General features: G+C 59.2%; 27 protein-coding genes and 1 riboswitch. Of the genes, 20 read left to right on the top strand and 7 right to left on the bottom strand.

The window, feature by feature from the left end; all coding sequences use genetic code 11:
- Positions 1-3 precede the first annotated feature (3 nt).
- The 11 genes from paaC (at position 4) to paaY (ending at position 9,983) form a co-directional block, all read left to right on the top strand.
- A complete protein-coding gene (gene paaC / locus HII27_RS01850) occupies positions 4-759 on the top strand; it encodes a 1,2-phenylacetyl-CoA epoxidase subunit PaaC (RefSeq protein WP_185666262.1) in 756 nt (251 codons plus the stop codon).
- Positions 760-771: 12 nt separating this feature from the next.
- Complete coding sequence (gene paaD / locus HII27_RS01855) at positions 772-1,272, top strand: 1,2-phenylacetyl-CoA epoxidase subunit PaaD (RefSeq protein ID WP_185666263.1); 501 nt, start codon at positions 772-774, stop codon at positions 1,270-1,272.
- A 7-nt stretch (positions 1,273-1,279) separates the two neighbouring features.
- Positions 1,280-2,350, top strand: a complete 1,071-nt coding sequence (gene paaE, locus HII27_RS01860) for a 1,2-phenylacetyl-CoA epoxidase subunit PaaE (protein ID WP_185666264.1) — start codon at positions 1,280-1,282, stop codon at positions 2,348-2,350.
- Positions 2,347-3,114: a 2,3-dehydroadipyl-CoA hydratase PaaF gene (paaF, locus tag HII27_RS01865; protein ID WP_185666265.1), complete on the top strand. Its 768-nt coding sequence runs from the start codon at positions 2,347-2,349 to the stop codon at positions 3,112-3,114. Before paaE ends, paaF begins: the two co-directional genes overlap by 4 nt.
- Before the next feature lie 2 nt (positions 3,115-3,116).
- Positions 3,117-3,905, top strand: a complete 789-nt coding sequence (gene paaG / locus HII27_RS01870; protein ID WP_185666266.1) for a 2-(1,2-epoxy-1,2-dihydrophenyl)acetyl-CoA isomerase PaaG — start codon at positions 3,117-3,119, stop codon at positions 3,903-3,905.
- Positions 3,906-3,908: 3 nt separating this feature from the next.
- Positions 3,909-5,327, top strand: coding sequence for a 3-hydroxyacyl-CoA dehydrogenase (locus HII27_RS01875; RefSeq protein ID WP_185666267.1), 1,419 nt, complete (start codon positions 3,909-3,911; stop codon positions 5,325-5,327).
- Positions 5,320-5,742 carry a hydroxyphenylacetyl-CoA thioesterase PaaI gene (paaI, locus tag HII27_RS01880; RefSeq protein ID WP_185666268.1) on the top strand — a complete coding sequence of 141 codons (423 nt, stop codon included), beginning with the start codon at positions 5,320-5,322 and terminating at the stop codon, positions 5,740-5,742. Before HII27_RS01875 ends, paaI begins: the two co-directional genes overlap by 8 nt.
- A complete protein-coding gene (gene pcaF / locus HII27_RS01885) occupies positions 5,742-6,947 on the top strand; it encodes a 3-oxoadipyl-CoA thiolase (protein ID WP_185666269.1) in 1,206 nt (401 codons plus the stop codon). The genes paaI and pcaF overlap by 1 nt, the downstream gene beginning before the upstream one ends.
- A 28-nt stretch (positions 6,948-6,975) precedes the next feature.
- Positions 6,976-8,292 carry a phenylacetate--CoA ligase PaaK gene (paaK, locus tag HII27_RS01890; protein ID WP_185666270.1) on the top strand — a complete coding sequence of 439 codons (1,317 nt, stop codon included), beginning with the start codon at positions 6,976-6,978 and terminating at the stop codon, positions 8,290-8,292.
- A gap of 156 nt (positions 8,293-8,448) precedes the next feature.
- Complete coding sequence (gene paaX / locus HII27_RS01895; protein ID WP_185666271.1) at positions 8,449-9,375, top strand: phenylacetic acid degradation operon negative regulatory protein PaaX; 927 nt, start codon at positions 8,449-8,451, stop codon at positions 9,373-9,375.
- Between the two features lie 11 nt (positions 9,376-9,386).
- The gene (gene paaY / locus HII27_RS01900) at positions 9,387-9,983 is read left to right on the top strand and encodes a phenylacetic acid degradation protein PaaY (protein WP_185666272.1); all 597 of its coding nucleotides are present in this window, start codon (positions 9,387-9,389) and stop codon (positions 9,981-9,983) included.
- 88 nt (positions 9,984-10,071) lie between these two features.
- Here paaY and HII27_RS01905 read toward each other — a convergent pair whose 3' ends face one another.
- Entirely contained in the window at positions 10,072-10,959 is an 888-nt protein-coding gene (locus HII27_RS01905; RefSeq protein WP_185666273.1) for a LysR family transcriptional regulator, read from the bottom strand.
- Positions 10,960-11,092: 133 nt separating this feature from the next.
- Here HII27_RS01905 and HII27_RS01910 point away from each other — a divergent pair, with 133 nt between their 5' ends.
- The 4 genes from HII27_RS01910 to pptA all read left to right on the top strand — a co-directional run bounded on the left by HII27_RS01910 (position 11,093) and on the right by pptA (position 12,700).
- On the top strand, positions 11,093-11,362 hold the full coding sequence (locus tag HII27_RS01910) for a type II toxin-antitoxin system TacA family antitoxin (protein WP_185666274.1): 270 nt from the start codon (positions 11,093-11,095) through the stop codon (positions 11,360-11,362).
- Positions 11,356-11,835 (top strand): GNAT family N-acetyltransferase, encoded by a 480-nt coding sequence (locus tag HII27_RS01915; RefSeq protein WP_185666275.1) that lies wholly within the window; start codon positions 11,356-11,358, stop codon positions 11,833-11,835. The genes HII27_RS01910 and HII27_RS01915 overlap by 7 nt, the downstream gene beginning before the upstream one ends.
- A gap of 11 nt (positions 11,836-11,846) precedes the next feature.
- Complete coding sequence (locus HII27_RS01920) at positions 11,847-12,401, top strand: AAA family ATPase (RefSeq protein ID WP_185666276.1); 555 nt, start codon at positions 11,847-11,849, stop codon at positions 12,399-12,401.
- Positions 12,402-12,472: 71 nt separating this feature from the next.
- Entirely contained in the window at positions 12,473-12,700 is a 228-nt protein-coding gene (gene pptA / locus HII27_RS01925; RefSeq protein ID WP_035897392.1) for a tautomerase PptA, read from the top strand.
- Positions 12,701-12,792: 92 nt separating this feature from the next.
- Here pptA and HII27_RS01930 read toward each other — a convergent pair whose 3' ends face one another.
- Positions 12,793-13,374 (bottom strand): flavin reductase family protein, encoded by a 582-nt coding sequence (locus HII27_RS01930; RefSeq protein WP_185666277.1) that lies wholly within the window; start codon positions 13,372-13,374, stop codon positions 12,793-12,795.
- A 212-nt stretch (positions 13,375-13,586) separates the two neighbouring features.
- On the opposite strand from HII27_RS01930, the gene HII27_RS01935 reads away from it, so the two are divergent.
- From HII27_RS01935 to HII27_RS01955, 5 genes are all read left to right on the top strand, one after another.
- Entirely contained in the window at positions 13,587-14,288 is a 702-nt protein-coding gene (locus HII27_RS01935; RefSeq protein WP_185666278.1) for an ABC transporter ATP-binding protein, read from the top strand.
- On the top strand, positions 14,285-15,244 hold the full coding sequence (locus HII27_RS01940) for an ABC transporter substrate-binding protein (protein WP_185666279.1): 960 nt from the start codon (positions 14,285-14,287) through the stop codon (positions 15,242-15,244). The genes HII27_RS01935 and HII27_RS01940 overlap by 4 nt, the downstream gene beginning before the upstream one ends.
- 97 nt (positions 15,245-15,341) lie before the next feature.
- Positions 15,342-16,994, top strand: coding sequence for an ABC transporter permease (locus tag HII27_RS01945; RefSeq protein WP_185666280.1), 1,653 nt, complete (start codon positions 15,342-15,344; stop codon positions 16,992-16,994).
- Positions 16,995-17,072: 78 nt separating this feature from the next.
- Complete coding sequence (gene nhoA, locus HII27_RS01950) at positions 17,073-17,918, top strand: N-hydroxyarylamine O-acetyltransferase (RefSeq protein WP_185666281.1); 846 nt, start codon at positions 17,073-17,075, stop codon at positions 17,916-17,918.
- Positions 17,919-18,001: 83 nt separating this feature from the next.
- Entirely contained in the window at positions 18,002-18,790 is a 789-nt protein-coding gene (locus HII27_RS01955) for an MBL fold metallo-hydrolase (RefSeq protein ID WP_185666282.1), read from the top strand.
- Between the two features lie 47 nt (positions 18,791-18,837).
- Here the strand turns inward: HII27_RS01955 and HII27_RS01960 are convergent, their stop codons facing one another.
- The 5 genes from HII27_RS01960 to HII27_RS01980 all read right to left on the bottom strand — a co-directional run bounded on the left by HII27_RS01960 (position 18,838) and on the right by HII27_RS01980 (position 26,918).
- Positions 18,838-19,851, bottom strand: coding sequence for a magnesium transporter (locus HII27_RS01960; protein WP_185666283.1), 1,014 nt, complete (start codon positions 19,849-19,851; stop codon positions 18,838-18,840).
- 52 nt (positions 19,852-19,903) lie between these two features.
- Positions 19,904-20,087, bottom strand: a riboswitch (M-box (ykoK) riboswitch).
- Between the two features lie 195 nt (positions 20,088-20,282).
- Positions 20,283-20,963, bottom strand: a complete 681-nt coding sequence (narI, locus tag HII27_RS01965) for a respiratory nitrate reductase subunit gamma (RefSeq protein ID WP_185666284.1) — start codon at positions 20,961-20,963, stop codon at positions 20,283-20,285.
- Positions 20,960-21,655, bottom strand: coding sequence for a nitrate reductase molybdenum cofactor assembly chaperone (gene narW, locus HII27_RS01970; RefSeq protein ID WP_185666285.1), 696 nt, complete (start codon positions 21,653-21,655; stop codon positions 20,960-20,962). The genes narI and narW overlap by 4 nt, the downstream gene beginning before the upstream one ends.
- Positions 21,655-23,181: a nitrate reductase subunit beta gene (gene narH / locus HII27_RS01975; protein WP_185666286.1), complete on the bottom strand. Its 1,527-nt coding sequence runs from the start codon at positions 23,179-23,181 to the stop codon at positions 21,655-21,657. Before narH ends, narW begins: the two co-directional genes overlap by 1 nt.
- Positions 23,178-26,918, bottom strand: coding sequence for a nitrate reductase subunit alpha (locus tag HII27_RS01980; RefSeq protein WP_185666287.1), 3,741 nt, complete (start codon positions 26,916-26,918; stop codon positions 23,178-23,180). Before HII27_RS01980 ends, narH begins: the two co-directional genes overlap by 4 nt.
- Between the last annotated feature and the right edge of the window lie 8 nt (positions 26,919-26,926).

Consider the following 26,926-nt stretch of genomic DNA (forward strand, 5'->3'; position numbering starts at 1 on the left):
ACGATGAACACGCAAAACCCCGTTGCAACCTATGCACTGCGTCTTGGCGATAACGGCCTGGTGCTGGCCCAGCGTTTAGGCGCCTGGTGCGGCCACGCGCCAGAGCTGGAAATTGACCTCGCGCTGGCCAATATCGGCCTCGACCTGCTGGGTCAGGCGCGCAACTTCCTGAGCTACGCCGCCGAACTGAACGGCAGCGGCGACGAAGACACGCTGGCCTTTGGCCGCGACGAGCGTCAGTTCAGCAACGTGCTGCTGGTTGAACAGCCGAACGGCAACTTCGCCGACACCATCGCCCGCCAGTTCTTTATCGATGCCTGGCACGTGGCGCTGTTCAGCCGACTGGTCAACAGCCGCGACGCGCAGATTGCTGCCATCGCCGCCAAAGGGCTGAAAGAGGTGCGTTATCACCTGCGCTTTAGCCGTGGCTGGCTGGAACGTCTGGGTAACGGTACCGACTATTCCACGCAGTTAATGCAGCAAGCGGTCAACAACCTGTGGCGCTTCACCGGCGAACTGTTTATGGCCGATGAACTGGATATCAGCCTGAGCGAGCAGGGCATTGCCGTTGACCCGCGTGAATTAGCGGCCGAATGGCAGACCACGGTGCACACCGCGCTGCTCGACGCCGGTCTGCAGATCCCCGAAGAAGCGGCGTTCCGTCGCGGCGGCAAGCAGGGGCTGCACAGCGAACATCTCGGGCCGATGCTGGCAGAGATGCAGTATTTACAGCGGTCGTATCCCGGCCAGCAGTGGTAGCAGGAGGTGGCTATGCAACGTCTCGCCGCAATCGCCCCCCCGGAGGTTCGTACCGTCTGGGGATTGTTAAGCGCCATTCCAGACCCGGAAGTCCCGGTGCTGACCATTACCGACCTCGGCATGGTGCGCCGCGTTGAGCGTCACGGCGACGGCTGGGTGATTGGCTTTACGCCGACCTACTCGGGTTGCCCGGCCACCGAACACCTGCTGGGTGAAATTCGGACGGTGATGGCGGAGCACGGCTATACGCCGGTGCATATCGTGCTGCAGCTCGACCCGCCGTGGACCACCGACTGGATGAGCCCGGATGCCCGCGAGCGTCTGCGCCAGTACGGTATCAGCCCGCCGCAGGCCCACGCCTGCCATGCCGACGAGATGCCGAAGGATGTGGTGTGCCCGCGCTGCGGCAGCACCCATACCTCGCTGATTAGTGAATTCGGTTCCACGGCCTGTAAAGCGCTGTATCGCTGCGACAGCTGCCGTGAACCCTTTGATTACTTTAAATGTATTTGAGGCTGCGATGACAACATTTCATTCGCTTACCGTGGCAAAGGTCGAACCGGAAACCCGTGATTCGGTCACCATCACCTTTGCCATTCCCGACGCGCTGCGTAGCGTTTACGCCTTCCGTCCGGGCCAGCATCTGACGCTGAAAACCCGCCTCGGCGGGGAAGAATTACGCCGCTGCTACTCCATCTGCCGCAGCCGTTCACCGTCTGAAATCAGCGTAGCGGTCAAGGCCATCGACGGCGGCCGTTTCTCCCGCTATGCCCAGAGCGATATCCAGCAGGGTATGGCGCTTGAAGTGATGGTGCCGCAAGGCCACTTCGGCTACCAGCCGCAAGCCGAGCGTGAAGCCGAATATCTGGCGATTGCTGCCGGTTCCGGCATTACGCCGATGATGGCGATTATCGAAGCCACGCTTGCCACCGAACCGGCCAGCCAGTTCACCCTGATCTACGGCAACCGCAGCAGCCACAGCATGATGTTCCGTCAGGCGCTGGCTGACCTGAAAGACCGCTACCCGCAGCGTTTGCAGGTGGTGCATCTGTTCAGCCAGGAGTCGATGGACAGCGACCTGTTACAAGGGCGCATCGACGGCGAAAAACTGCATGCGCTCGGCAAAACCCTGATTGATTTCAGCCGCTTTGACGATGCCTTTATCTGCGGCCCGTCGGTGATGATGGACGACGCCGAGGTGGCGCTGCGCGAACTGGGCGTGCCGGAAAAATCCATTCACCTTGAGCGCTTCAATACGCCGGGCACCAGCGTGAAACGCGCTACCGGTGTGCAGGCGGAAGGCCGCACGGTCACCATTCGTCAGGACGGTCGCGATCGCCTGATTTCGCTGAACGCCGAAGATGACAGCATTCTCGACGCCGCGCTGCGTCAGGGCGCTGACCTGCCGTTCGCCTGTAAAGGCGGCGTCTGCGCCACCTGCAAATGTAAGGTGGTGAGCGGTGAAGTGGCGATGGCCGCCAACTACAGCCTCGAAGCCGATGAAGTGGCAGCGGGCTATGTGCTGAGCTGCCAGGCGCTGCCAACCAGCGGCGACGTGGTGGTCGACTTTGACGCGCGGGGGATGGCATGAGCGAACTGCTGATTACCCGTCACGGCCGCGTACTACAACTGACGCTGAACCGCCCGCAGGCGCGTAATGCGTTAAACAACGCGCTGTTGACACTGATTGCCGAGGCGCTGGAAAGTGCAGCGGCAGACGCCAGCATCAGCGTGTGTGTGATTAGCGGCAACCCGCGCTACTTCGCTGCCGGTGCCGACCTCAACGAAATGGCGGAAAAAGACTTGCCCGCCACCTTCGACGATAGTCGTCCGCGTCTGTGGGCGCGCATCGATGCCTTCAATAAGCCGCTGCTGGCGGTGGTGAACGGCTACGCGCTGGGCGCGGGCTGTGAGCTGGCGCTGCTGTGCGACCTGGTGATTGCTGGCGATAACGCCCGCTTTGGCCTGCCGGAAATTACCCTCGGCACCATGCCGGGCGCAGGTGGTACGCAGCGTCTTATTCGCAGCGTCGGCAAAGCGCTGGCCAGCCGTATGGTGCTGAGCGGCGAAAGCATTGATGCCGAACGCGCACAGCAGGCTGGGCTGGTGAGCGATATTCACCCGGCGAACCTCTCCGATGAATACGCGCTGAAGCTGGCGGCGACTATCGCCAGCCGCTCACCGCTGGCGCTGCGGGCGGCAAAACAGTCGCTGCGTCTGGCGCACGAGGTGAGCTTGCAGGCCGGTCTGATGCAGGAACGTCAGCTGTTTACGCTGCTGAGCGGTACCGAAGATCGTCGTGAAGGCATCAACGCCTTTTTAGAAAAACGCACGCCGGAATTTAAAGGACGCTAATCGTGGATGCATTCATTCTCAGCGAAGTGGAACAGGGCGTGATGACCATCACCCTGAACCGCCCGGACCGACTCAACAGCTTTAACGACGTCATGCACCAGCAATTGGCCGACTGCCTGAAACAGGCCGAACGCGACGACACTATTCGTTGCCTGCTGATCACCGGTGCTGGACGCGGTTTTTGCGCCGGACAGGATCTGAACGACCGTAACGTTGACCCGAGCGGCCCCGCGCCGGATCTGGGTATGTCGGTAGAACGCTTTTACAACCCGCTGGTGCGCCGCTTAGCCGCGCTGCCAAAGCCGGTTATCTGCGCCGTGAACGGCGTTGCTGCCGGTGCCGGTGCCACGCTGGCGATGGGCTGCGATATCGTGATTGCCGCGCGTTCAGCGAAGTTTGTCATGGCTTTCAGCAAGCTCGGCCTGGTGCCGGACTGCGGCGGAAGCTGGGTGCTGCCGCGCGTTGCCGGTCGCGCCCGCGCCGTTGGCCTGCTGATGCTCGGCGATAACCTCAGCGCTGAACAGGCTGCGCAGTGGGGGATGATCTGGCAGGTGGTTGACGATGCCGAACTGAAAGATACCGCGCTGACCATGGCCCGCCATTTCGCCACCCAGCCGACCTATGGTCTGGGGCTGATTAAGAAAGCGTTACAGCTTTCTGAAACCAATTCGCTGGATGAGCAGCTTGAGCTTGAGCGCGACTACCAGCGCATGGCCGGTCGCAGCGACGACTATCGCGAAGGCGTCAGCGCCTTCCTCGCCAAACGTCCACCACAGTTCAGCGGGAAATAAGCCATGAGTCAGACTCTTCACACCGTCGCCGTGATTGGCGGTGGCACCATGGGTGCCGGGATTGTCGAAGTGGCGGCCAGCGCTGGACATGCGGTGCTGCTGTATGACATTTCCGCCGAGGCGATTACTCGCGCCATCGACGGCATTGCCCAACGCCTGAACGCCCGCGTTAGCCGCGGCAAAATCAGCGCCGAACAGGCACAGGCGCTGCTGGCGCGTATTACGCCAGCAACGGAATTAACGCAGCTTGCCGACGCCCAGCTGGTGATTGAAGCCGCGTCCGAGCGGCTGGAGATTAAAAAGGCATTGTTTAGCGAGCTGGCGGAGATTTGCTCACCTTCAACGCTGCTGACCAGCAATACCTCGTCCATCTCGATTACCGCGATTGCGGCGGGCATTAAACATCCGGAACGCGTGGCGGGGCTGCATTTCTTTAACCCGGCACCGGTCATGAAACTGGTGGAAGTGGTGAGCGGCCTTGCCACCTCCACGGAAGTGGTCGAGCAGCTTTGCCAGTGCGTGACCGCCTGGGGAAAGCAGCCGGTGCGCTGCCGCTCCACGCCGGGCTTTATCGTTAACCGCGTGGCGCGTCCGTATTACACCGAAGCCTGGCGCGCGCTGGAAGAGCAGGTGGCATCAGCGGAAGTGATTGATGCCGCGCTGCGTGACGGCGGCGGTTTCCCGATGGGGCCGCTGGCGCTGACTGACCTTATCGGCCAGGACGTGAACTTCGCGGTGACCTGTTCGGTGTTTAACGCTTTCTGGCAGGACCGCCGTTTTCTGCCATCGCTGCTGCAACAGGAGCTGGCGCTGGCGGGGCGTCTGGGCAAGAAGAGCGGTCACGGCGTCTATCGCTGGCCGGTAGAAAATCAGCCAGAACTGGCGCTGGCTGTCGTTTCTGCTGACCGCGCGGCGAAGATTGTCAAAAGTGACGTTGTCACTGAGTTGGACGATGTGCTGCTGCTGGAAACAACCGGTGAAACCGCGCTGGCCTTAAGCGTGCAGCATCAGCGCCCGGTGGTGGTGTATGACCATGCGGCGGGCGATACCGTCGTGCTGGCAGGCGCGCCGACTAACCCGGATTCAGCCACCGACAAAGCGGTGCATTACTTCCAGCAGCAGGGCAAAAAAGTACTGCGTATTGCCGACTACCCAGGGCTGCTGGTGTGGCGCACGGTAGCGATGCTGGCGAACGAAGCGCTGGATGCGGTGCAAAAAGGCGTTGCTAACGCAGACGATATTGATACCGCGATGCGCTTAGGGGTGAACTACCCGCGTGGGCCGCTGGCCTGGGGCGAATCGCTTGGCTGGGGGCGCGTGCTGCGTCTGTTGGAAAACCTACAACAGCACTATGGCGAAGAACGCTATCGCCCCAGTGCGCTGCTGCGCCAGAAAGCGCTGATGGAGATGCGTCATGAGTAATGAAGCCTGGCGCAACGCCCGCGCCATGTACGAGAAAGACACCTGCGCGCAGGCGCTGGGGATTGAAATTATTGAGATGGACGACGGCTACGCGCAGATGACGATGACCGTGTCGCCCTCGCAGCTAAACGGCCATCAGACCTGCCACGGCGGACAGTTATTCACGCTGGCGGATACCGCTTTTGCCTACGCCTGCAACAGCCAGGGGCTGGCGGCGGTGGCGTCGGCTGCCAGCATCGATTTTCTGCGCCCGGCCTTTGCGGGAGAGAAATTAACCGCCACCGCCCGGGTCAAGCAGCAGGGCAAACTGACCGGCGTGTATGACATTGAAATCGTCAACCCGCAGCAAAAAACCGTAGCGCTGTTTCGCGGCAAATCGCACCGCATCGGCGGCACTATTACAGGAGAAGTCTAATGCGTGATGCGTTTATTTGTGACGGTATTCGTACCCCGATTGGCCGATACGCGGGTGGTCTGGCCGGGGTTCGCGCCGACGATCTGGCGGCAATTCCGCTGCGCGAGCTGCTGAGCCGTAACCCGAAGTTAGATCCAACCTGTATCGACGACGTGATTTTCGGCTGTGCCAACCAGGCCGGGGAAGATAACCGTAACGTCGCGCATATGGCAACGCTGCTGGCGGGCTATCCGTACGGCGTGTCCGGCACCACCATTAACCGCCTGTGTGGCTCCGGCCTTGATGCGATTGGCTTCGCCGCGCGGGCCATTAAAGCGGGCGATGCGGACCTGATGATTGCCGGTGGCGTAGAGTCGATGTCCCGCGCACCGTTCGTGATGGGCAAGGCGACCACGCCATATCAGCGTCAGGCCGAGATGTTTGATACCACTATCGGTTGGCGTTTTGTGAACCCGCTCATGCAGCAACAATTTGGTACTGACAGCATGCCGGAAACGGCGGAGAATGTAGCGGAATTGTTAAACATTAGCCGAGCCGATCAGGACGCCTTTGCTTACCGCAGCCAGCAGCGTACCGCCAAAGCGCAACGCGACGGCATTCTGGCGCAGGAAATTGTGCCGGTGCAAATCATCGGTAAGAAGGGCGCGGTCAGCGCGGTGCGTGAAGATGAGCATCCGCGTGCGGAAACCACCCTGGAGCAACTGGCCTCGCTGAAAACCCCGTTCCGTAAGGGCGGCGTGGTGACAGCAGGTAACGCCTCCGGCGTCAACGACGGGGCGGCGGCGCTGATTATCGCCAGCCAGCAGCAGGCCGCCGTGCAGGGTTTAACGCCGCGCGCCCGTATTGTCGCCATGGCGACCGCGGGCGTTGAACCGAAGTACATGGGGCTTGGGCCGGTTCCGGCGGTGCGTAAAGTGCTGGAACGCGCCGGGCTGAATATTAACGATATGGACGTGATTGAGCTGAACGAAGCCTTTGCCGCCCAGGCGCTGGGCGTGCTCAGACAGCTGGGGCTGCCGGACGACGCGGCGCACGTGAACCCGAACGGTGGCGCCATCGCCTTAGGCCATCCGTTAGGCATGAGCGGCGCGCGACTGGCGCTGGCAGCGACGCTGGAGCTGGAACGACGCAATGGACGCTATGCGCTGTGTACGATGTGTATTGGCGTGGGTCAGGGCATTGCCATGATCCTCGAGCGAGTGTGAGCTAATTGACCTGCGAGTACCCTACAAAATGACAACTACAACAAAATTAGATCCGATTGAAACCGCATCGCGTGACGAGTTACAGGCCCTGCAAACCGAGCGCCTGAAGTGGACGCTGAAACACGCCTACGAAAATGTGCCGATGTACCGCCGTAAGTTTGATGCGGCGGGCGTACACCCTGACGATTTTCATGAGCTGAGCGATCTCGCCAAGTTTCCCTGCACCACCAAGCAGGATCTGCGCGACAACTATCCGTTCGATACCTTTGCGGTACCGATGGAGCAGGTGGTGCGTATCCACGCGTCGTCTGGGACCACCGGCAAGCCAACCGTCGTTGGCTATACGCAAAATGATATCGATACCTGGGCGAATATCGTCGCCCGTTCGCTTCGCGCTGCTGGCGGCTCAGCGAAGGATAAAATTCACGTGGCCTACGGCTACGGCCTGTTCACCGGCGGCCTGGGCGCGCACTACGGTGCCGAACGCTTAGGGGCGACGGTGATCCCGATGTCCGGCGGCCAGACTGAGAAACAGGCGCAGCTGATCCGTGATTTCAAACCTGACATGATCATGGTAACGCCATCTTACTGTTTGAACCTGATTGAAGAGCTGGAACGCCAGATGGGCGGCGACGCGCGGGGTTGCTCACTGCGTACCGGCGTCTTTGGCGCTGAACCGTGGACCACCGGCATGAAGGCGGAGATTGAACGTCGCCTGGGCATTACCGCGCTGGATATCTACGGCCTGTCCGAAGTGATGGGGCCGGGCGTGGCGATGGAGTGTATTGAAACCGCCGACGGCCCAACCATCTGGGAAGACCACTTCTTCCCGGAAGTGGTCAACCCGGAAGACGGTACGCCGCTGGCCGACGGCGAGCACGGCGAACTGCTGTTCACCACGCTCACCAAAGAAGCGCTGCCGGTAATTCGTTACCGCACCCGCGACCTGACGCGCCTGCTGCCGGGCACCGCCCGCACCATGCGCCGTATGGATCGCATTAGCGGGCGCAGCGACGACATGCTGATTATTCGCGGCGTGAACGTCTTCCCGTCGCAGGTGGAAGAAGAGATCCTCAAGATTGAGCATCTGGCGCCACACTATCAGCTGGAAGTCGATCGTCGTGGGCATCTTGATTCACTGTCGATTCGCGTTGAGCTGAAAGAGAGTAGCCTGGTGCTGAGCCACGAGCAGCGCTGTCAGATTTGCCACCACCTGCGTCATCGCATTAAGTCGATGGTCGGCATTTCAACGGATGTTAGCATCGTCAACTGCGGCAGCATTCCACGCTCTGAAGGCAAGGCCTGCCGCGTGTTTGACCTGCGTAAAGCCGCTGCCAACGGCTAAGCCCCGTAGCCCGGCCGAGCAACGCGACGCCGGGTTTTAGCACCGTGCCATTCCCGGCGTCACTTCGTTCGGCCGGGCTACAAATTCCTGGCGTATCGCTGCTTTATTCCTGTGCTATGATTCAAAAAGGACAAAAACAACAACACTATGAATCATATGGAAAAACTCGATAGCTTTATCCAGCAGGCGGTCACCGCGATGCCGATCAGCGGCACCTCGCTGATTGCCTCACTGTACGGTGACTGTTTATCTCAGCGCGGTGGAGAAGTCTGGCTTGGCAGCGTGGCGGCGCTGCTGGAAGGGTTGGGCTTTGGTGAACGTTTCGTGCGTACCGCGCTGTTTCGCCTCAACAAAGAAGAGTGGCTGGACGTTGTGCGTATCGGCCGCCGCAGCTTCTATCGTCTGAGCGACAAAGGGCTACGCCTGACGCGCCGCGCCGAAAGCAAAATTTATCGCGCCAACGCCCCAGAATGGGACGGCACCTGGCTGCTGCTGCTTTCTGAAGGGCTGGAAAAAAACACCCTCGCCGAAGTCAAAAAACAGTTGATCTGGCAGGGGTTTGGCGTGCTTGCGCCGAGCCTTTTGGCCTCGCCGTCGCAAAAGCTGGCGGACGTACAATCGCTGCTGCATGAAGCGGGCGTGGCGGAGAACGTTATCTTCTTCGAAGCCCATTCGCCGCTGGCGCTCTCCCGCGCCGCGCTGCGCGAGCGGGTAGAGGAGTGCTGGCATCTGACCGAACAGAACGCCATGTACGAAGCGTTTATCACGCTGTTCCGCCCGCTGCTTCCGCTGCTGCGTGATGCCGAAGCCGATGAGCTAACGCCGGAGCGCTGCTTCCAGATTCGCCTGCTGCTGATCCACTTCTATCGCCGCGTGGTGCTGAAGGATCCGCTGCTGCCGGAAGAGCTGCTGCCTGCCCACTGGCTGGGCCAGACCGCGCGCCAGCTCTGTATCAACATCTATCAACGCGTGGCCCCAGGGGCGCAGGCTTTCGTCAGTGAAAAGGGCGAAAGTTCGGTGGGCGAACTGCCTGCGCCGGGGCCGCTCTATTATCAGCGTTTTGGGGGATTGCCCGAAGCGTAATAGGAGAAGCCATGCCGATTTATCAGATGGACGGAATGACCCCGGTGGTTCCGACGGAAAGCTACGTTCACCCGACCGCCGTACTGATTGGCGATGTGATCCTTGGCAAAGGGGTTTATGTTGGGCCAAACGCGAGCCTGCGCGGTGATTTTGGACGTATCGTGGTCAAAGATGGCGCTAACATCCAGGATAACTGCGTGATGCACGGTTTTCCCGGCCAGGACACGGTGGTGGAAGAGGACGGGCATATCGGCCACGGCGCGATTCTGCACGGCTGTGTGATTGGCCGTAATGCGCTGGTTGGCATGAGCGCGGTGATTATCGACGGCGCGACTATCGGCGAGAACAGCATCGTTGGCGCGTGCGCATTCGTGAAAGCGCGGGCGGAAATGCCCGCCAACCATCTGATTATCGGTAGCCCGGCGAAGGCGATTCGTAGCTTAACCGAGCAGGAGCTTGAGTGGAAAAAGCAGGGGACTCGCGAGTATCAGGTGCTGGTCGACCGCTGCCAGAGAACGCTGGTTGCCGTTGAGCCGCTAACCGAAGAAGAGCCGGGCCGTAAGCGTCTGGAGTTTGACGAAAACCTGCAGCCTAAATCTGCTATTTAATCCGTATTTCCCCGGCGTCACTTCGTTCGGCCGGGCTACCGCGCATGTAGCCCGGCCGAGCAACGCGACGCCGGGACGGCTCTGAGGCCTAATAGCGCAATGTCTCCACCAGCAGCGCAAACGCGGTGGTGTGCTGGCGACGGCTAGGATAATAAAGGTAATAACCCGCAAACGGCACGCACCAGTCGGCCAGCACGTGCTGCAAGCGCCCGGCGGCAACGCCCTCCGCGATCGTATCTTCCGGTACATAGGCCAGCCCTAATCCCGCCTCGGCAGCCTCGATACGCTGGGGCAGGCAGTTGAGCGTCAGTTGCCCCTCAACCCGTACCCGCAGCGGTTCCCCGTCGTGCTCAAACTCCCACGCATACAGCCCGCCTTTGGTCGGCAGACGCATATTGATACAGCGATGCTGCTGCAAATCATGCGGCGTTTGCGGTACCCCGTGACTTGCCAGATAGTCCGGCGAACCGACCACCGCCATGCGCATATCCGGGCCAATGCGCACGGCAATCATATCGCGCGCGACCTGTTCCCCTAAGCGAATGCCCGCATCAAACCGTTCGTCGACAATATCCGTCAGGCCGTTATCGACGGTGACCTCGATATGGATATCCGGGTACTGCTGCATAAACGGCTTAATGCGCGGCCAGATAATGGTGTTCATGGCGTGCTCGCCCGCCGTCAGGCGAATGTTACCCGCCGGGCGTTCGCGTGAATCGCGCAGGGCGGCGATCTCCTGGGCAATCTCTTGCAAATGCGGGCTCAGGCGCTGATAGAGCTTTTCGCCCGCTTCGGTGGGGGCCACGTTACGGGTGGTGCGCGTCAGCAGACGCACATCGAGACGGCTTTCCAGATTGCGCATGGCATGGCTAAGCGCTGACTGTGAAACGCCCAACTGCGCCGCCGCGCGGGTAAAACTGCGCTCGCGCGCCACGACCATAAAAGAGATCAGATCGTTGATATTGTCTTTCAGCATGGGATGTGGCCATTAATGAATCTGGTTCATGATTCAGCAGTGTAATCCGCGTATTCGCGATCGCCAAGAGATATACAGTGGCGATTTCTTGCGCTAAAATTATGTATATCTATTGTATATACAAGGAGGCGAAATGCCTAACAGAGCAAAAGAGGCCCCCATCAATTTACGGGCAACGCCTCGGCAGCGCGATCTGATCGATCGAGCAGCACAGCTAAACTCGCTATCCCGCACCGATTTTATGCTCAATGCCGCCTGCGAAAAAGCGCAGGAGGTGTTACTTGACCAGCGCCTGCTGGTGGTAAGCGAAGAGCAGTTCGCTGAATTTCAACGTATTCTTGATACACCACTGTCGGAAAATGCCGGTTTTCAGGAGCTGATGAGCGACAAATATTCATGGTGAAGGATCTGACGGAGAAGCTTTCTCTGGCGCACCTGATAGCGGATTTTTGCTCCGGTGAACCGGTACTGGATGACTGGTTAAAACGTCGCGCCTGGCAAAATGAGGAGACCGGCGCAACCAGGACGTTTGTACTTTGCTCGGACGTTGATAAGCGCGTGATGGGTTATTATTCGCTGTCGACCGGTGCGATCCAGCGTGAAGCGGTTCCCGGCGCGTTTCGGCGCAATATGCCAGAACCGATCCCCATTGTGCTGATTGCGCGCTTTGCCGTTGATGTCGACTACCAAAAGCAGCGCTGGGGTGGCAAATTACTGCGAGAAGCAGTGATGCGCACCATACTGATTTCACAGGTTATTGGCGTACGCGGGCTGGTGGTGCATGCGCTAAGCGATAATGCGAAAGCCTTTTATCAGCGCTTCGGCTTTGTTGAATCCCCGTTGCAGCCCCATACGCTGGTACTGCCGATTCGTTAATCAGGACATTCATGAAAATCAACGTGGTAGGCACCAGCGGCGTGGGGAAATCTACACTGGCAAAACGTCTGGCGGCGCTGTTTTCCGTGCCCTATATCGAAATGGATACGCTGTACTGGCGGCCAGAATGGCAGGGCGTCACCGATGAGGAACTCTTTGCCGCGCTGGCGCAGGCAACCGCCGCCCCCGGGTGGGTACTGGACGGTAACTACAATCGTAGTCGCCCGGTAAAGTGGCGCGAGGTGGATCTGGTGGTGTGGGTGGATTACAGCTTCTGGCGCACTTTCCGCCAGGCCGTATGGCGTGCCGCAAGCCGTGCGTGGCGACAGCAGGAGCTGTGGCCGGGCACCGGTAACCGGGAGAGCTTCCGGCGTTCCTTCTTTAGCCGTGACTCCATCATCCTCTGGACGCTGAAAACCTGGCGTCCAAACCGCGAGCGCTATCTGCGGGATATGGCCGATCCCGCGTGGCAGCATATCCGCTTTGTGCGACTGCGTAATCAGCGTGAAACCGAAGCCTTTATCGCGCAGTTGCTGGCAGAAAAAGCGCAGCAATCTGGCGCTTAAGCGCACGAAAAGGCAGTGGTTGTTGCCGGGCTATGGTAGCTTTATGACTCTAACCATAAGGAGCCCTGCAGATGCCACACGTTGATATTAAATGTTTTCCCCGCGACCTGAACGACGAACAAAAAACCGCACTGGCTGCGGACATCACCGAAGTGCTGATTCGCCATCTGAATAGCAAAGAGGGCGCCGTTAGCGTTGCCCTGAATCAGGTCCAGCAGAGCGACTGGCAGCAGGTGTGGGACACCGAGATTGCCCCACATATGGATGAGCTGATTAAAAAGCCAGGCTACAGCATGTAAACCTTCGTAGCCCGGACGAGGCGTAGCCGACTCCGGGGAGGCGCGGCGCTATTCCCGGCGGCGCTTCGCTTGGCCGGGCTACCATTGCTGGGCTACTCCTCAGGCGTGTTTGCTCGGATCTGTTTTCCACTCGCCACAAACGTTCCCGCGCCGAGATGATGCAGCGTATTGCGCTTATCGTCGTCGAAATTCCAGCGTCCGGCAACAAACGCCTGTTCATCCGCCGCGGCGGAAACCACTTCGCCAAACAGCGTATCGTACTGCCCGGCGGCGGCCGTGGCGGGCAGCAGTCGGCACTCCATCCATGCCAGACATTTTTCTTCAATCACCGGCAATCCCAGCACCGGGCCTTTCACCACCGGAATGCCGTAGGCGTTGAATTTATCCTCTTCGCGTCCGCTGATGCTGCCTACCGCGTAGGTCCAGCTGGCTGCAGCTACGCTCGGTACCACAATCCCGAAGGTGCCGTTACGCTCAATAATTTCCCGTGACCAGGCGCTCTTATCGACCACGATGGCGATACGCGGCGGCTCAAACTCCACCGGCATTGACCAGGCAGCGGCCATCACGTTGCGGCGCTGTGAGTCGACGTCGAAGCTGGTGATGAGGACAGTGGGGCCGTGGTTGAGCAGGCGGCTGGCGTGATGAAGTTCAACGGGAAGAAAACGGCTCATAAGGATTTCCTGAATAGTAGGATGCGATTAGCTACACACTAAATCGCAATAAAAGCGTAATCAATACGTCATATCACCTGCCTATAGTCGCCAGCACTAAGTCCCAAAGAGGATAACAATATGTTGGCTCCCCTGATGTTTATGCAGGTGAGCGCGGCCCGTCGGTGTTCGACCACGGGTGATGCATCGCTTTCCAATTGGGGAGGGCGAAAATGCGCGCGCTGACTGGCATTCGGCTCGATGGCGTTTCCTTCGCTTTCGGTGCCACCACCGTTCTTAATCACATCAACCTGCAGATCGATGCGGGCAGCATCGTGGCATTGCTTGGGCCTTCCGGCTGCGGCAAAAGCACGTTACTGCGCCTGCTAGCAGGGCTCACCGTTCCTGCTGAAGGTGAAATTCATTTCGGCGACCGTCTGATTGCCAGACCCGGCTGGGGGCTACCGCCCGAGCAGCGGGATATCGGCATGGTTTTCCAGGACTACGCGCTGTGGCCGCACATGACCGCCGCTGAAAACGTCGCCTTTCCGCTACGTATGCGCGGCGTGGCTCGCGATGAGCGGACGCGTCGGGTTAATGACGCGTTGTCGATGGTCGGTCTCTCTGGCTTTGGCGAACGTAAGCCTTCCGGGCTCTCTGGTGGACAGCAGCAGCGCGTGGCGCTGGCAAGGGCGATCGTCGCCGAACCGCGGGTACTGCTGTTTGATGAACCGCTTTCCAACCTCGATAGCGAACTGCGTGAATCGTTATGTCTGGAGATGAGCCGACTGCTGCGCCAGCTCGGTATCACCGCCGTGTACGTCACCCACGACCGCCGCGAGGCCGAACTGTTGGCTGACCGAATTGTGCACCTTTCTGCGGGCAGCATTGCGGCTGTTCGCACCGTTGCTTCTACCTCAGGGGAACTTGTATGAAATCCGTTAAAAAAGGCGTTGCGCTCGCGATGATGTTATCTGCTTCGATGATTTCCAGCGCCCATGCGCTGACCGTCTACACCGCAGGCCCAGGTTCGTTGGCTAAGAATCTGGCCAGCGGCTATGAAAAGAAAACCGGCGTGAAGGTGAATATCTTCCAGGCCACCACCGGCAAGGTGATGGCGCGTCTGGAGGCAGAGCAGGCTAACCCGCAGGCGGACGTGCTGATTTCCGCGTCATGGGACACCGCTGAAGATTTACACGGCCGTGGCTGGCTGCTGCCGTATCAGAGCGGGAATGCCGATAAGGTGCCAGCGGCACTGAAATCTGCCGACTTTGTGGCGCAGGGTATTTCGGCGCTGGGGATTGTCTGGAACACCAAAAGCGGTACCCCGGAGCCGAAAGAGTGGCGCGACCTGACCGAAGCGGCGTTTAAAGACAAAGTCACTACGCCGGACCCGGCGCTCTCCGGTGCCTCGCTCGATTTGCTGATCGGGTTACAGAATGGCATGGGTGATAAAGCCTGGGCGCTGTTTGATGAGCTGAAAAAGAACGGCATGGTGGTGAGTGGGCCGAACGCGCAGGCGGTCACCCCGGTGATGCAGGGGGCTAAAGCGGCGGTATTCGGCGCGGTGGACTATGTCTCCTACGGCAATATCGACCAGGGCGAGTCGCTGAAGGTGATTTTCCCGGCCAGCGGCACGGTGATTGCGCCGCGTCCGATGATGATCCTCAAAACCACCCAGCATGCGGATGAGGCGAAAGCCTTTATTGACTATGTGCTGTCGCCGGAAGGTCAGGCGATGGTCGCCGACGCATGGCTGATGCCTGCGCGCAGCGATATGTCCGCCAAGCGCCCGCTGCTGAACGACCTGAAAGTGTTGCCAACCACCAGCGACGGTAGCAGCGAACGCAGCGCGGTTCTGGCTCGGTTTAATACGCTGTTCGGGCAGTAAATTTCCGTAGCCCGGCCGAGCGAAGCGACGCCGGGAATCAGCTTGGTGCACAACCCGGCGGCGCTTCGCGTGGCCGGGCTACAATCTGGAACTTCGGGTGAAACAAAAATCCCTCTCTCTTGTCACCCTCATCGCGCTGGTGGTGCTGGTGGCGTTGCCGCTCTTTTTCATCCTGCTACAGGCTATTTTCCCGCAGTTCAGCGCCGGTTCGCTGCATAAGCCGTTTAGTGGAATAGCCACTTTACTCAACGATCCTCAGTTGATGCCGATGCTCGGCGGAACCTTGTGGATTGCCTGCGGCGTGGCGCTGATGAGCGTGATTATCGGCCTGCCGCTCGGCGTGCTGCGCGGGCTGTTTAACCTGCCGCTGCCAAAGCTGTGGGATCTGCTGTTTTTAATTCCGTTTCTCACGCCGCCGTATATCGCCGCGCTGTCGTGGATGCTGGTGCTTCAGCATAACGGCTATCTGCAGCAGCTGACCGGCTGGGATCTCAACGATCTGCTGTTTAGCCGCACCGGGATCGTGCTGGTGATGACCCTGAATATCTTCCCGGTGGTCTATTTTGCCGTCTCACGCAGCCTGCTGGCGAGCGGGCAGCGGCTGGCTATCGTGGCGCGGGTTCATGGGGCAAGCGCCTGGCGAGCATTCTGGCACGTCACGCTGCCAATGCTTTCCCCGGCGCTGGCGGCCGGGATGCTGCTGGCCTTTACCCTGGCGATTGAAGAGTACGGCGTACCCGCCGCGCTGGGCTCAAGGTCTGGCGTGGTGATGCTCACCGTGGGTATTGAGAAAAAACTGGCGGACTGGCCTATCGATCTCACCGGCGCATCGCTGCTCTCGGTGCTGTTGATTACCGTGGCGTTGCTGGCCTGGTGGCTGCAAAAACGGCTGACGGGAACGACGGAAGTGACCAGCGTTACCGGAAAACCGGGGGAGAACAGCGGGGCGTCGCTCGGTGTTATGACGCTTCCCGCGCTGCTGGTGATGGGCGGCATTGGCGGGCTGGCGGTGCTGCTTCCCGGTGCGTCAATGGTGGCAACCAGCCTGATGGGCACGCTCTCCGGTGGATTGAACATGGGCAACTTTACCCTGAAGCACTTTAGCGCACTGTTCGCGCAGCAGGGCGATGCGCTCTCGGCGTTGGGCACCAGTTTATCGTTGGCGCTGGCCTCGGCGCTGATTGTCGGCCTGCTCGGGCTGGTGGCGGCCTGGTTGGTACTGGTGCAGAAAATCAAAGGCAGCGCATTGATTGATGCGCTGTCGCTGATGCCCGCAGCGCTGCCGGGGGTGGTGGTGGGGGTTGGGCTTATCCTGCTGTGGAATCAGCCGTTCTGGCCGGTCTCACCTTACAATACGTGGTTTATGCTGCTGCTCTCGTATTGCTGCCTGCTGCTGCCGTGGCCGGTGCGCTATGTCGGCAGCGCGCTGCGTCAGTTGGGGAATAACCTGGAACCGGCGGCGCGGGTGCACGGTGCGTCGCCGTGGCAGGCGCTGCGGTTGATTGTGCTGCCGCTGGTATTCCCGGCGCTGCTGGCGGCGATGCTGATGGTATTTGCTGTCGCCTCCCGCGAGCTGGTGACCTCACTGCTGCTGGCACCTGCGGGAACGCAGACCGTGGCGGTGTTTATCTGGCGGCAGTTTGAGCAGGGTTCGGTCGGCCAGGGAATGGCGATGGCGAGCCTGACGCTGTTCGTCGGGCTGGGGTTAATGCTGACCGCGCTGGGGCTGATGCAGCGAAGTACACGGTAGGTTAACCGATCGCACAAATCGGTCAGTGGGCAGGGCAAAATAGGTTATAAAGAACGGACACCAACGCTGGAGGCTTTGATGACCCCTTTCTTAAGCGCCTATTTTGCTCGTCTCGGTTGGACGGGCACCCCTGATGTATCGATTGAGACGCTGCGCAGTCTGCATATCCACCACAACAGCGCCATTCCGTTCGAGAACCTTGATGTGCTGTTGCCGCGTGAGATGCACCTCGACGATCAATCGCTGGAAGATAAGCTGGTTCACGCGCGTCGCGGGGGCTACTGCTTTGAACAAAACGGTCTGTTTGAGCGCGTGCTGCGTGAACTCGGTTTCCACGTGCGCAGCCTGCTGGGGCGCGTGGTGTTGGCGCATCCGCCGCAGATGCCGCCGCGAACCCACCGCCTGCTGCTGGTGGACGTGGACGGCGAACGCTGGATTGCCGACGTTGGCTTTGGCGGGCAGACGTTGACCGCGCCAATCAAGCTGCTGGCGGATATTACCCAGACCACGCCGCACGGCGACTACCGTCTGCTTTATGAAAACCAGGAGTGGATTTTACAGTTCAGCCATCACGACCACTGGCAGTCGATGTATCACTTCGACCTGGGGCGTCAGTACGCATCGGATTACGTGATGGGCAACTTCTGGTCGGCGCACTGGCCGCAGTCGCATTTCCGTCACCATCTGCTGATGTGTCGCCATCTACCCGACGGTGGCAAAATGACGCTGACCAACTTCCACTTTACCCATTGGGATAATAACCATGTGGTTGAGAAGATTGATTTCCCGGACGTGCCCGCGCTGTACGAAGCGCTGCAAACCCGCTTCGGGCTTGGCGTGACCGATCCGAAATACGGCTTTAGCGTCAGCGAACTGGCGGCCATCATGGCGGCATTCGACACCCACCCCGAAGCCGGAAAATAACCCGTAGCCCGGCCGAGGCGAAGCTGACGCCGGGGTTTGGCGCCGCGTTGCCCCGTAGACGTAATTTTCAGGGATGAAATGATATGGCCTTAACGATCCGTGTATTACTTGAAAACCATCTGGCTTGCGGGGCCGATAGCGGTCTGAGAGCCAAAGCGGGATTAAGTCTGCTGATCGAGGATGAAACCACCGCCATTCTTTTCGACACCGGCCCCGATAACAGCTTCCAGCACAATGCCGCGCAGATGGGTATTTCGCTGGATAACCTCACGGCGACGGTGCTTTCACACGGTCACTACGACCATTGTGGAGGCGTGCCCTGGCTGCCGGACAATAGCCGAATTATTTGCCACCCGACCATCGGCAACGAGCGCTATGCCGCGCTAAGCGTGGCGGGGCGCAGCCATAAAATCAAAAAGCTCTCGCTGGAGATTGATTACGCTCGCCATCGTATGGAATACACCCGCGCGCCGCTGCACATTAGCGACCGTTTTATCTGGTCAGGCGAGATAGCCGTTGATCGCCCTAAAGCCTACGGCGTGACCGGCGATAAAACGGATTACGTGGTTGATGAGGGCGTGCTGATTTATCTGTCCGAACGCGGGTTGGTGATTATTACCGGCTGCGGGCATCGCGGGATTATCAACATTGTGCGGCACTGCCAGCAGATTACCGGGATCGACAAGGTTCATGCGCTGATCGGCGGCTTTCATCTGCGCTGTGCTTCGCCGCGGACGCTCTGGCAGGTGAGGCGGTTCTTGCACCAGTTAAAGCCCGATAAAGTGATGGGCTGCCACTGCACCGGCGCGTGGGCCAAACTATGGCTGCCGGAGATTATCTCCCCAGCAACCGGCGACACCTTTACCCTGTAGCCCGGCGGCGCTTCGCTTGGCCGGGCTACAGAATGGGAGGCAGCGCGTTAGCTTAACCCTAAGAAATGCTGGGCGATTTTGAAGTAGATAATCAGCCCGGTGCCGTCAATCAGGGTGGCGATAAACGGCGCGGAGACCACCGCCGGGTCGATGCCAACGCGTTTGATGACTAGCGGGATCACCGAGGAGACGACTGCGCTCCAGATAGTGACGCACACCAGCGTCAGGCTGACAATAAAGGTGATTTCCGGGCCAATGCCCATGATCCACGCCCGCAGGCAACCTGCCGCGCCGAGCGTGATGGCAACCAGCATCGCCGTCGACATCTCTTTACGCAGAATACGCCCCAAATCCCTCAGGCCCACTTCGCCCAGCGCCATGGCGCGCACCAGGGTTGAGGTGATCTGCGTGCCGCTGTTGCCCCCGGTGCCAATCAGCAGCGGGATAAAGAACGCCAGCGCAATAGCAGACTCCAGCGCCTCTTCAAAGTGCTGAATTACGGTGCTGGTGTACGCTTCGGCGATAAACAGCAGCAGCAGCCAGACGGCGCGTTTTTTCCACAGCGTCACCGGGCTTATCTCCAGATACGGTTTTTCCAGCGGCAGGGTGGCGCCCTGAAGCTGCGCGTCTTCGGTGATTTCATCGGCTAACAGCTGGTCTATCTCTTTTTCATTCAGGCAGCCGATAAGCTTGCCGTTTTCAATCACCGGCAGCAGCGTCAGATGGTGCTTTTCGATAAGACCCGCCGCCACGTCACGGGTATCATCCGGGCTGACGTGGAATAAAGTGGTGGTCATTAGCTGCGCGACCGGCTGATTATCATCGGACGCCTGGAGCAACGTGCGCGTCGATAATATTCCACGCAGGTTGTCGCCGGACACCACGAATACGGCGCAAGGGAAATGGTCGTCATTTAATTGCCGCAGAAACATCTCGCGCGCTTCTTTTACGCTAAGCGGTTCCGGCAACGAAATAAACGTTTTCGACATGTAGCTTGAGATAATATCGCCCGTAGCTGGGGCGGTTGGGTAGTGCGGCGCAGTGGCATGAATATAAGACATCAAAATGTTCCCTATAGAAATTCTATATAGGGCGATCAAACTGGAAATGACAGAGAAATCCCTACGTCCCGGTTTTAGCACTGAACAACGTATCTGTACGGCATTGAGCCGTCAGAAGTTATCTTGGCAACACCTTGATTCGATGGATGCCTGTATTTCCCTGTGATGGTCTCTCTCGATACCACCAGGGCGATAACTTATGTTTATTCAGGAGCCTCGCCATAACAAGATTATTAATTACGATGCTGAGTGAATTTATATTTCCCGTGTGCCGTCAGGCGCCACGGTAAATTCAACGAGCGTAATATAGCGCGTTATTCCGCGTTATGGTGGTGAAAGATAAAATGGTTGAGAATAGGTTTAGTATTTTGTTGGTGGCATAAAAAACCCGGCGTCGCGGTGCTCGGCCGGGCTACGTTATGATAAAGGGACTATCGGCGGGAACGGACCACCTGATAACGTCGAGTCAGGTATTCCACCGGCGCGCTCCAGACGTGCACCAGGCGGGTGAACGGGAACAGCAGGAAGATAGTCATGCCGAGCACCAGATGCACGCGGTAGACCCAGGCCACGCCGTCCAGGTGCGCGGAGGCGCCGCCGTGGAAGGTGACCACCGCCTGCGCCCAGTCCACCAGCTTCAGCATTTCGCTGCCGTCCGGGTGCTGCGCGGAGAACGGAATGGTGGTCAGGCCGAGGCAGCACTGGATCAGCAGGATGCTGAGGATCAGAATATCCGCCGTCGATGAGGTGGCGCGAATGCGCGGGGTGAACAGACGACGAATCAGCAGACCTGCGCCGCCGACCAGCGTCATCACCCCGCAGGCTCCGCCGAGGATCATCGCCATCAGCTGTTTCTGCGACAGTGGCAGCCAGGATTCATACACCCAGTGCGGCGTTAACATGCCGAAGAAGTGGCCGAAGAAGATCCCCAGAATACCGACGTGGAACAGGTTGGACCAAATCACCATCCCGCGCTTGTCGAGCATCTGGCTGGAGGAGGCGCGCCAGGTGTACTGACCGTAGTCGTAGCGCAGCCAACTGCCCAGCAGGAACACCGTGCCGCAGAGGTAAGGGTAGATGTCGTAAAAAAAGACGTTGAGGTACTGTATCATTTCGGGCCTCCCGCACGGACGTCCACGTATTGTGGCGCCACGTCCTGGCTAAAGCGTCGTTGATAGCTTTGCAGCGGGGAACTGTCGCAGGCGGTGGCGTTATCTTCGATAAACTTCACCTGTTCCTCTTCCCAGACTGCATCCAGCGCCTGGCGGGTATCGTCTCGCGCTTCGCCCGCCACCTGTTTTGTGACACTGTCACTTGATAATGAAGTATTGGCCAATGCCAGCAGGGTATCGAACAGCTGATACCACGGTGCCTGGCGCTGTTTAAGGCGACCGCCAATCAGCGCCAGAATCGGCGCGACGTTTTGCAGGCCTTCCTGCGCCTGAGCCTGCGGCAGAATGCTGAGATACTCCAGATAAAGCGGCAGATGATCGGGCAGCTCGCGGCAATCCAGCTGCAGGCCGACCTGTTCATACTGCGTCATCAGCTCAACCATTGCCTGACCCCGGTCGCGGGACTCCGCGTGCACGTGCTCAAACAACAGCAGCGAGGTAGCGCGTCCGCGTTCAAAAATCTCACACCATTCCGCTTGCTTATCGAGCAGCGACACCGCCAGATGCTGCTCGAGGAACGGGCGCAGCGCTGGGGCGTCGCTGTCGATTAACGCAAACAGCTCATCCTTGTTATCCCAGCTGAGCTCATCGGGGTACTCCATCAGCAGCCCGATGATTTTCAGGATCCGCATTAGTTTTTCTCCCCGATGTTGATGGCGTCGATACGGTGGCTGTTAAACAGGTTGAACTTGGTGTCCGACCCGTGGCAGCCGTCGCCGAAGGTGAAACCGCAGCCCTTGCTTTCCGGGAAGGCATCTTCCGCCATTTCGCGGTGGCTGGTTGGGATCACGAAGCGGTCTTCGTAGTTGGCGATCGCCAGATAACGGTACATCTCTTCAACCTGCGCCTCGCTTAAGCCCACTTCTTCAATCGCGCGGGTGTCGGTCACGCCCTCAACGGTCTGAGAACGTTTGTAGTGACGCATCGCCATCATGCGTTTCAGCGCGCGCAGCACCGGGCCGGTATCGCCCGCACTGAGCATGTTTGCCAGATACTGTACCGGAATGCGCAGGCTTTCCACCGCCGGCAGAACACTGTCGGTTTTTGGCAGGCCACCGGCATCAGCAACGGACTGGATTGGTGACAACGGCGGCACGTACCAGACCATTGGCAGGGTGCGATATTCCGGATGTAGCGGCAGCGCCAGCTTCCAGTCCATCGCCATTTTGTACACCGGTGAACGCTGCGCGGCGTCCAGCGTGTTCTGGGTGATGCCCTGTTTCAGCGCTTCTTCAATCACTGCCGGGTCGTGCGGGTCAAGGAACACATCGCACTGACGCTCGTAGAGATCGGTTTCATGCTCGGTGCTGGCGGCTTCTTCGATACGGTCGGCGTCATACAGCAGTACGCCCAGGTAGCGAATACGGCCCACACAGGTTTCCGAACAGACGGTCGGCTGGCCGGATTCAATACGCGGGTAGCAGAAGATGCATTTTTCAGACTTACCGCTCTTCCAGTTGAAGTAGATTTTTTTGTACGGGCAGCCGGTGATGCACATACGCCAGCCGCGGCACTTGTCCTGGTCAATCAACACGATGCCGTCTTCTTCACGCTTGTAAATCGCGCCGCTTGGGCAGGTGGCGACACAGCTTGGATTCAGACAGTGTTCGCACAGGCGCGGCAGATACATCATGAAGGTGTTTTCGAACTGGCCGTACATCTCTTTTTGCATTGCCGCAAAGTTCTGGTCGTGGGCGCGTTTTTCAAACTCGCCGCCAAGCAGCTCTTCCCAGTTCGGACCCCACTCAATTTTGTTCATCCGCTGGCCGCTAATCAGCGAGCGCGGGCGGGCGGTCGGCAGGTTTTTACCCTCCGGCGCGTTGTGCAGGTGCTGGTAGTCGTAGGTGAACGGCTCGTAATAATCGTCAATGCCCGGGATCAGCGGGTTGGCGAAGATTTTCGACAGCACGCCCAGGCGGCCGCCCATGCGCGGGGTCAGTTTGCCGCTGATGCCGCGAACCCAGCCGCCTTGCCATTTCTCCTGGTTTTCCCAGTCTTTTGGGAAACCGATGCCCGGTTTGGTCTCGACGTTGTTAAACCACGCGTATTCCATCCCTTCGCGGCTGCTCCAGACGTTCTTACAGGTCACGGAGCAAGTGTGGCAGCCAATGCATTTATCAAGGTTTAAAACCATCCCAACCTGTGAGCGTATCTTCATTTTGCTGCCTCCTGAACCTGGTCATTGCCTTCATCATCCAGCCAATTAATGTTTTTCATTTTGCGAATCATAATGAACTCATCACGGTTCGAACCGACCGTTCCGTAGTAGTTGAAGCTATAGGCCAGCTGCGCATAGCCGCCGATCATATGGGTCGGTTTTGGGCAGATACGGGTGACCGAGTTATGGATCCCCCCGCGTCGTCCGGTAACCTCCGAGCCTGGAATATTCATGATGCGTTCCTGGGCGTGGTACATCATGGTCATGCCCGGCGGTACGCGCTGGCTGACCACCGCACGGGCGGTGAGCGCACCGTTGGCGTTGAACGCTTCAATCCAGTCGTTATCGGCGATCCCCAGCTCTTTAGCGTCGGTTTCGCTCAGCCAGACGATTGGCCCGCCGCGCGACAGCGTCAGCATCAGCAGGTTTTCGCTATAGGTAGAGTGAATGCCCCATTTCTGGTGCGGCGTCAGGAAGTTCAGCGCTTTTTCCGGGAAGCCGTTCGGCGGAATCTCCTTCATGTGGCTAACGCTGCGGGTGTCGATTGGCGGGCGATAGGCCACCAGGCTCTCGCCAAAATCACGCATCCACGGGTGATCCTGATACAGCGACTGGCGGCCCGACACGGTACGCCACGGGATCAGCTCGTGCACGTTGGTGTAACCCGCGTTATAGGAGACGTGTTCATCTTCAAGGCCGGACCAGGTTGGGCTGGAGATGATTTTGCGCGGCTGCGCCTGAATATCGCGGAAGCGAATCTTCTCGTCTTCTTTGTTGGTTGCCAGATGGGTGTGGTTGAGACCGGTAAATTCGCCCAGCGCTTCCCAGGCTTTCACCGCCACCTGACCGTTGGTTTCCGGCGCCAGGGTGAGGATCACCTCGGCGGCATCAATTGCCGTCTCAATACACGGGCGGCCTTTCGCCGGGCCATCGAGCTTGACGTAGTTGAGCTTGCCGAGGAAATCTATCTCGGTCTGGGTTTTCCAGCCGATACCTTTGCCACCGTTGCCGAGTTTGTCCATCAACGGGCCGAGCGAGGTAAAGCGCTCGTAGGTGGCCGGATAATCACGTTCAACCGCGATAATATTCGGCGCGGTTTTGCCTGGAATCAGGTCGCATTCGCCTTTACGCCAGTCCTGAATGGCAAACGGCTGCGCCAGCTCCGCCGGGGAGTCGTGCTGCAGCGGTTGCAGCACCACGTCGGTTTCCACGCCAAGATGCCCCTGACAGATTTCCGAGAACGCTTTGGCGATACCCTTGTAGATTTCCCAGTCGCTCTTGGACTCCCATGCCGGGTCAACGGCGGCGGAGAGCGGGTGGATGAACGGGTGCATATCCGAGGTGTTCATATCGTCTTTTTCGTACCAGGTGGCGGTCGGCAGGACGATATCGGAGAACAGGCAGGTGCTGGACATACGGAAATCGAGCGTGACCAGCAGGTCAAGCTTGCCCTCAATGGCGGCGGTCTGCCATTCCACTTCTTCCGGTTTTACGTCGTCGGTCGAGCCCAGATCCTCGCCCTGAATCCCGCTGTCGGCACCGAGCAGATACTTCAGCATGTATTCGTGGCCTTTACCGGAGGAACCCAGCAGGTTAGAACGCCAGATAAACAGGTTACGCGGGTGGTTCGCACCGTTGTCCGGTTGCTCGCTGGCAAAACGGATATCGCCAGATTTCAGCCCCTGAACGGTGTATTCCTGCGGCGTCATGCCCGCTGCTGCGGCCTTCGCCTTCACGGTAAGCGGGTTGAGGTTAAGCTGCGGCGCGGACGGCAGCCAGCCCATACGTTCGGCGCGGACGTTAAAGTCGATAAGATGACCGGTATATTTTTTCGGGTCGGCCAGCGGTGAGAGCAGTTCCTGTGCGGTCAGCTTCTCATAGCGCCACTGGCTGGCGTGGTTGTAGAAGTAGGAGGTACTGTTCATCTGGCGCGGTGGGCGGTTCCAGTCCAGCGCAAAGGCCAGCGGCAGCCAGCCGGTTTGCGGACGCAGCTTCTCCTGGCCCACGTAGTGCGCCCAGCCGCCGCCGCTCTGACCGACGCAGCCGCAAAACACCAGCATGTTGATCATCCCACGGTAGTTCATGTCCATGTGGTACCAGTGGTTAACCCCGGCACCGAGAATGATCATCGAACGGCCGTGTGTTTTATGCGCGGTGTCGGCGAACTCAAGGGCAATTTTTTCGATGTTATGGCGCGATACGCCGGTGATCTGCTCACCCCAGGCCGGGGTGTAGGCTTTCACCTCATCAAAGCTTTTTGCTGCCAGATCATCGTCCAGACCGCGGTCGAGGCCGTAGTTGGCCAGTACCAGGTCATAGACGCTCACCACCAGACGGCTGCTGCCGTCGGCGAAGGTCAGCTGTTTTGCCGGCAGCTTACGCACCAGAATCGGGTCTTGCTTGACGCTGCGGAAGTGCGGGTTTTCGTTGCCGCCAAAGTAGGGGAACGCCACGCCAGCGACGGTATCGCGGTTATCCAGCAGCGAGAGGGTCAGTTCGGTCTCTTTCCCCGACGCCAGCGATTCGAGGTTCCACTTGCCTTTTTCGCCCCAGCGGAAACCGATAGAGCCGTTTGGCACCACCAGTTCACCGTCGCGGTTGTAGGCCACGGTTTTCCATTCCGGGTTGTTGGCTTCGCCCAGCCCATCCACCAGATCCGAGGCACGCAGCATACGGCCTGCGGTATACGAACCGTCGTCGCGGCTGTCGAGCATCACCAGCATTGGCATGTCGGTATAGCGGCGGCAGTAGTTGATAAAGTATTCGCTTGGGTTATCGAGGTGGAACGCTTTGAGGATCACGTGGCCCATCGCCATCGCCAGCGCGCTGTCGGTACCCTGTTTCGGTGCCAGCCACTGGTCACTAAGTTTGGCGACTTCTGAGAAGTCTGGGGTGATGGCGACGGTTTTGGTGCCTTTGTAACGGACTTCGGTGAAGAAGTGGGCGTCCGGGGTACGGGTCTGCGGTACGTTGGAACCCCAGGCGATGATATAGCTGGAGTTGTACCAGTCGGCGGATTCTGGCACGTCGGTCTGCTCGCCCCAGGTCATCGGTGAGGCGGGCGGTAAGTCGCAGTACCAGTCGTAGAAGCTTAAGCAGGTGCCGCCAATCAAGGAGAGATAGCGGGTACCGGCGGCGTAGGAGACCATCGACATCGCCGGGATCGGCGAGAAGCCCGCCACGCGGTCGGGACCGTACTTTTTAATCGTCCAGACGTTGGCGGCGGCAATCAACTGGTTAAGCTCTTTCCACGAAGAACGCACAAAGCCGCCTTTACCGCGCGCCTGCTTGTAGCTCTGGGTCTTTTCCGGGTCTTTCATGATGCTGTCCCAGGCCACCATCGGGTCCGGGTGTTCGGCGAGGGCTTCGCGCCACAGCTCAATCAGCTTTTTACGCGCCAGCGGGTACTTCAGACGGTTGGCGCTGTAGAGATACCAGGAGTAGCTGGCACCGCGCGGGCAGCCGCGAGGTTCGTGGTTGGGCAGGTCAGGGCGGGTGCGGGGATAGTCGGTCTGTTGGGTTTCCCAGGTGACCAGGCCATTTTTGACGTAAATCTTCCAGCTGCATGAGCCCGTACAGTTCACCCCGTGGGTCGAGCGAACGATCTTGTCGAATTGCCAGCGTTGACGATAGCTGTCTTCCCAGTCACGGTTGTTGTCGTAGACCTGTCCGTGACCGTTGGCAAAGGTCTCGCGTTTCTGCTTAAAGTAGCGAAAGCGATCCAGTAGCTTGCTCATACTTGCTC

This window comes from Kluyvera sichuanensis (assembly GCF_014218705.1).
GTDB classification, from domain to species: domain Bacteria; phylum Pseudomonadota; class Gammaproteobacteria; order Enterobacterales; family Enterobacteriaceae; genus Kluyvera; species Kluyvera sichuanensis.

Coding starts and splice junctions, on each gene's coding strand:
- HII27_RS01905 (WP_185666273.1), bottom strand. CDS start 10,959: ATGCTGAAAGACAATATCAACGATCTGATCTCTTTTATGGTCGTGGCG.
- paaC (WP_185666262.1), top strand. CDS start 4: ATGAACACGCAAAACCCCGTTGCAACCTATGCACTGCGTCTTGGCGAT.
- narH (WP_185666286.1), bottom strand. CDS start 23,181: ATGAAGATACGCTCACAGGTTGGGATGGTTTTAAACCTTGATAAATGC.
- paaK (WP_185666270.1), top strand. CDS start 6,976: ATGACAACTACAACAAAATTAGATCCGATTGAAACCGCATCGCGTGAC.
- nhoA (WP_185666281.1), top strand. CDS start 17,073: ATGACCCCTTTCTTAAGCGCCTATTTTGCTCGTCTCGGTTGGACGGGC.
- HII27_RS01910 (WP_185666274.1), top strand. CDS start 11,093: ATGCCTAACAGAGCAAAAGAGGCCCCCATCAATTTACGGGCAACGCCT.
- paaD (WP_185666263.1), top strand. CDS start 772: ATGCAACGTCTCGCCGCAATCGCCCCCCCGGAGGTTCGTACCGTCTGG.
- pptA (WP_035897392.1), top strand. CDS start 12,473: ATGCCACACGTTGATATTAAATGTTTTCCCCGCGACCTGAACGACGAA.
- pcaF (WP_185666269.1), top strand. CDS start 5,742: ATGCGTGATGCGTTTATTTGTGACGGTATTCGTACCCCGATTGGCCGA.
- HII27_RS01920 (WP_185666276.1), top strand. CDS start 11,847: ATGAAAATCAACGTGGTAGGCACCAGCGGCGTGGGGAAATCTACACTG.
- HII27_RS01955 (WP_185666282.1), top strand. CDS start 18,002: ATGGCCTTAACGATCCGTGTATTACTTGAAAACCATCTGGCTTGCGGG.
- HII27_RS01875 (WP_185666267.1), top strand. CDS start 3,909: ATGAGTCAGACTCTTCACACCGTCGCCGTGATTGGCGGTGGCACCATG.
- narI (WP_185666284.1), bottom strand. CDS start 20,963: ATGATACAGTACCTCAACGTCTTTTTTTACGACATCTACCCTTACCTC.
- HII27_RS01935 (WP_185666278.1), top strand. CDS start 13,587: ATGCGCGCGCTGACTGGCATTCGGCTCGATGGCGTTTCCTTCGCTTTC.
- narW (WP_185666285.1), bottom strand. CDS start 21,655: ATGCGGATCCTGAAAATCATCGGGCTGCTGATGGAGTACCCCGATGAG.
- HII27_RS01980 (WP_185666287.1), bottom strand. CDS start 26,918: ATGAGCAAGCTACTGGATCGCTTTCGCTACTTTAAGCAGAAACGCGAG.
- paaY (WP_185666272.1), top strand. CDS start 9,387: ATGCCGATTTATCAGATGGACGGAATGACCCCGGTGGTTCCGACGGAA.
- HII27_RS01930 (WP_185666277.1), bottom strand. CDS start 13,374: ATGAGCCGTTTTCTTCCCGTTGAACTTCATCACGCCAGCCGCCTGCTC.
- HII27_RS01940 (WP_185666279.1), top strand. CDS start 14,285: ATGAAATCCGTTAAAAAAGGCGTTGCGCTCGCGATGATGTTATCTGCT.
- HII27_RS01960 (WP_185666283.1), bottom strand. CDS start 19,851: ATGTCTTATATTCATGCCACTGCGCCGCACTACCCAACCGCCCCAGCT.
- HII27_RS01915 (WP_185666275.1), top strand. CDS start 11,356: ATGGTGAAGGATCTGACGGAGAAGCTTTCTCTGGCGCACCTGATAGCG.
- paaF (WP_185666265.1), top strand. CDS start 2,347: ATGAGCGAACTGCTGATTACCCGTCACGGCCGCGTACTACAACTGACG.
- paaX (WP_185666271.1), top strand. CDS start 8,449: ATGGAAAAACTCGATAGCTTTATCCAGCAGGCGGTCACCGCGATGCCG.
- paaE (WP_185666264.1), top strand. CDS start 1,280: ATGACAACATTTCATTCGCTTACCGTGGCAAAGGTCGAACCGGAAACC.
- paaI (WP_185666268.1), top strand. CDS start 5,320: ATGAGTAATGAAGCCTGGCGCAACGCCCGCGCCATGTACGAGAAAGAC.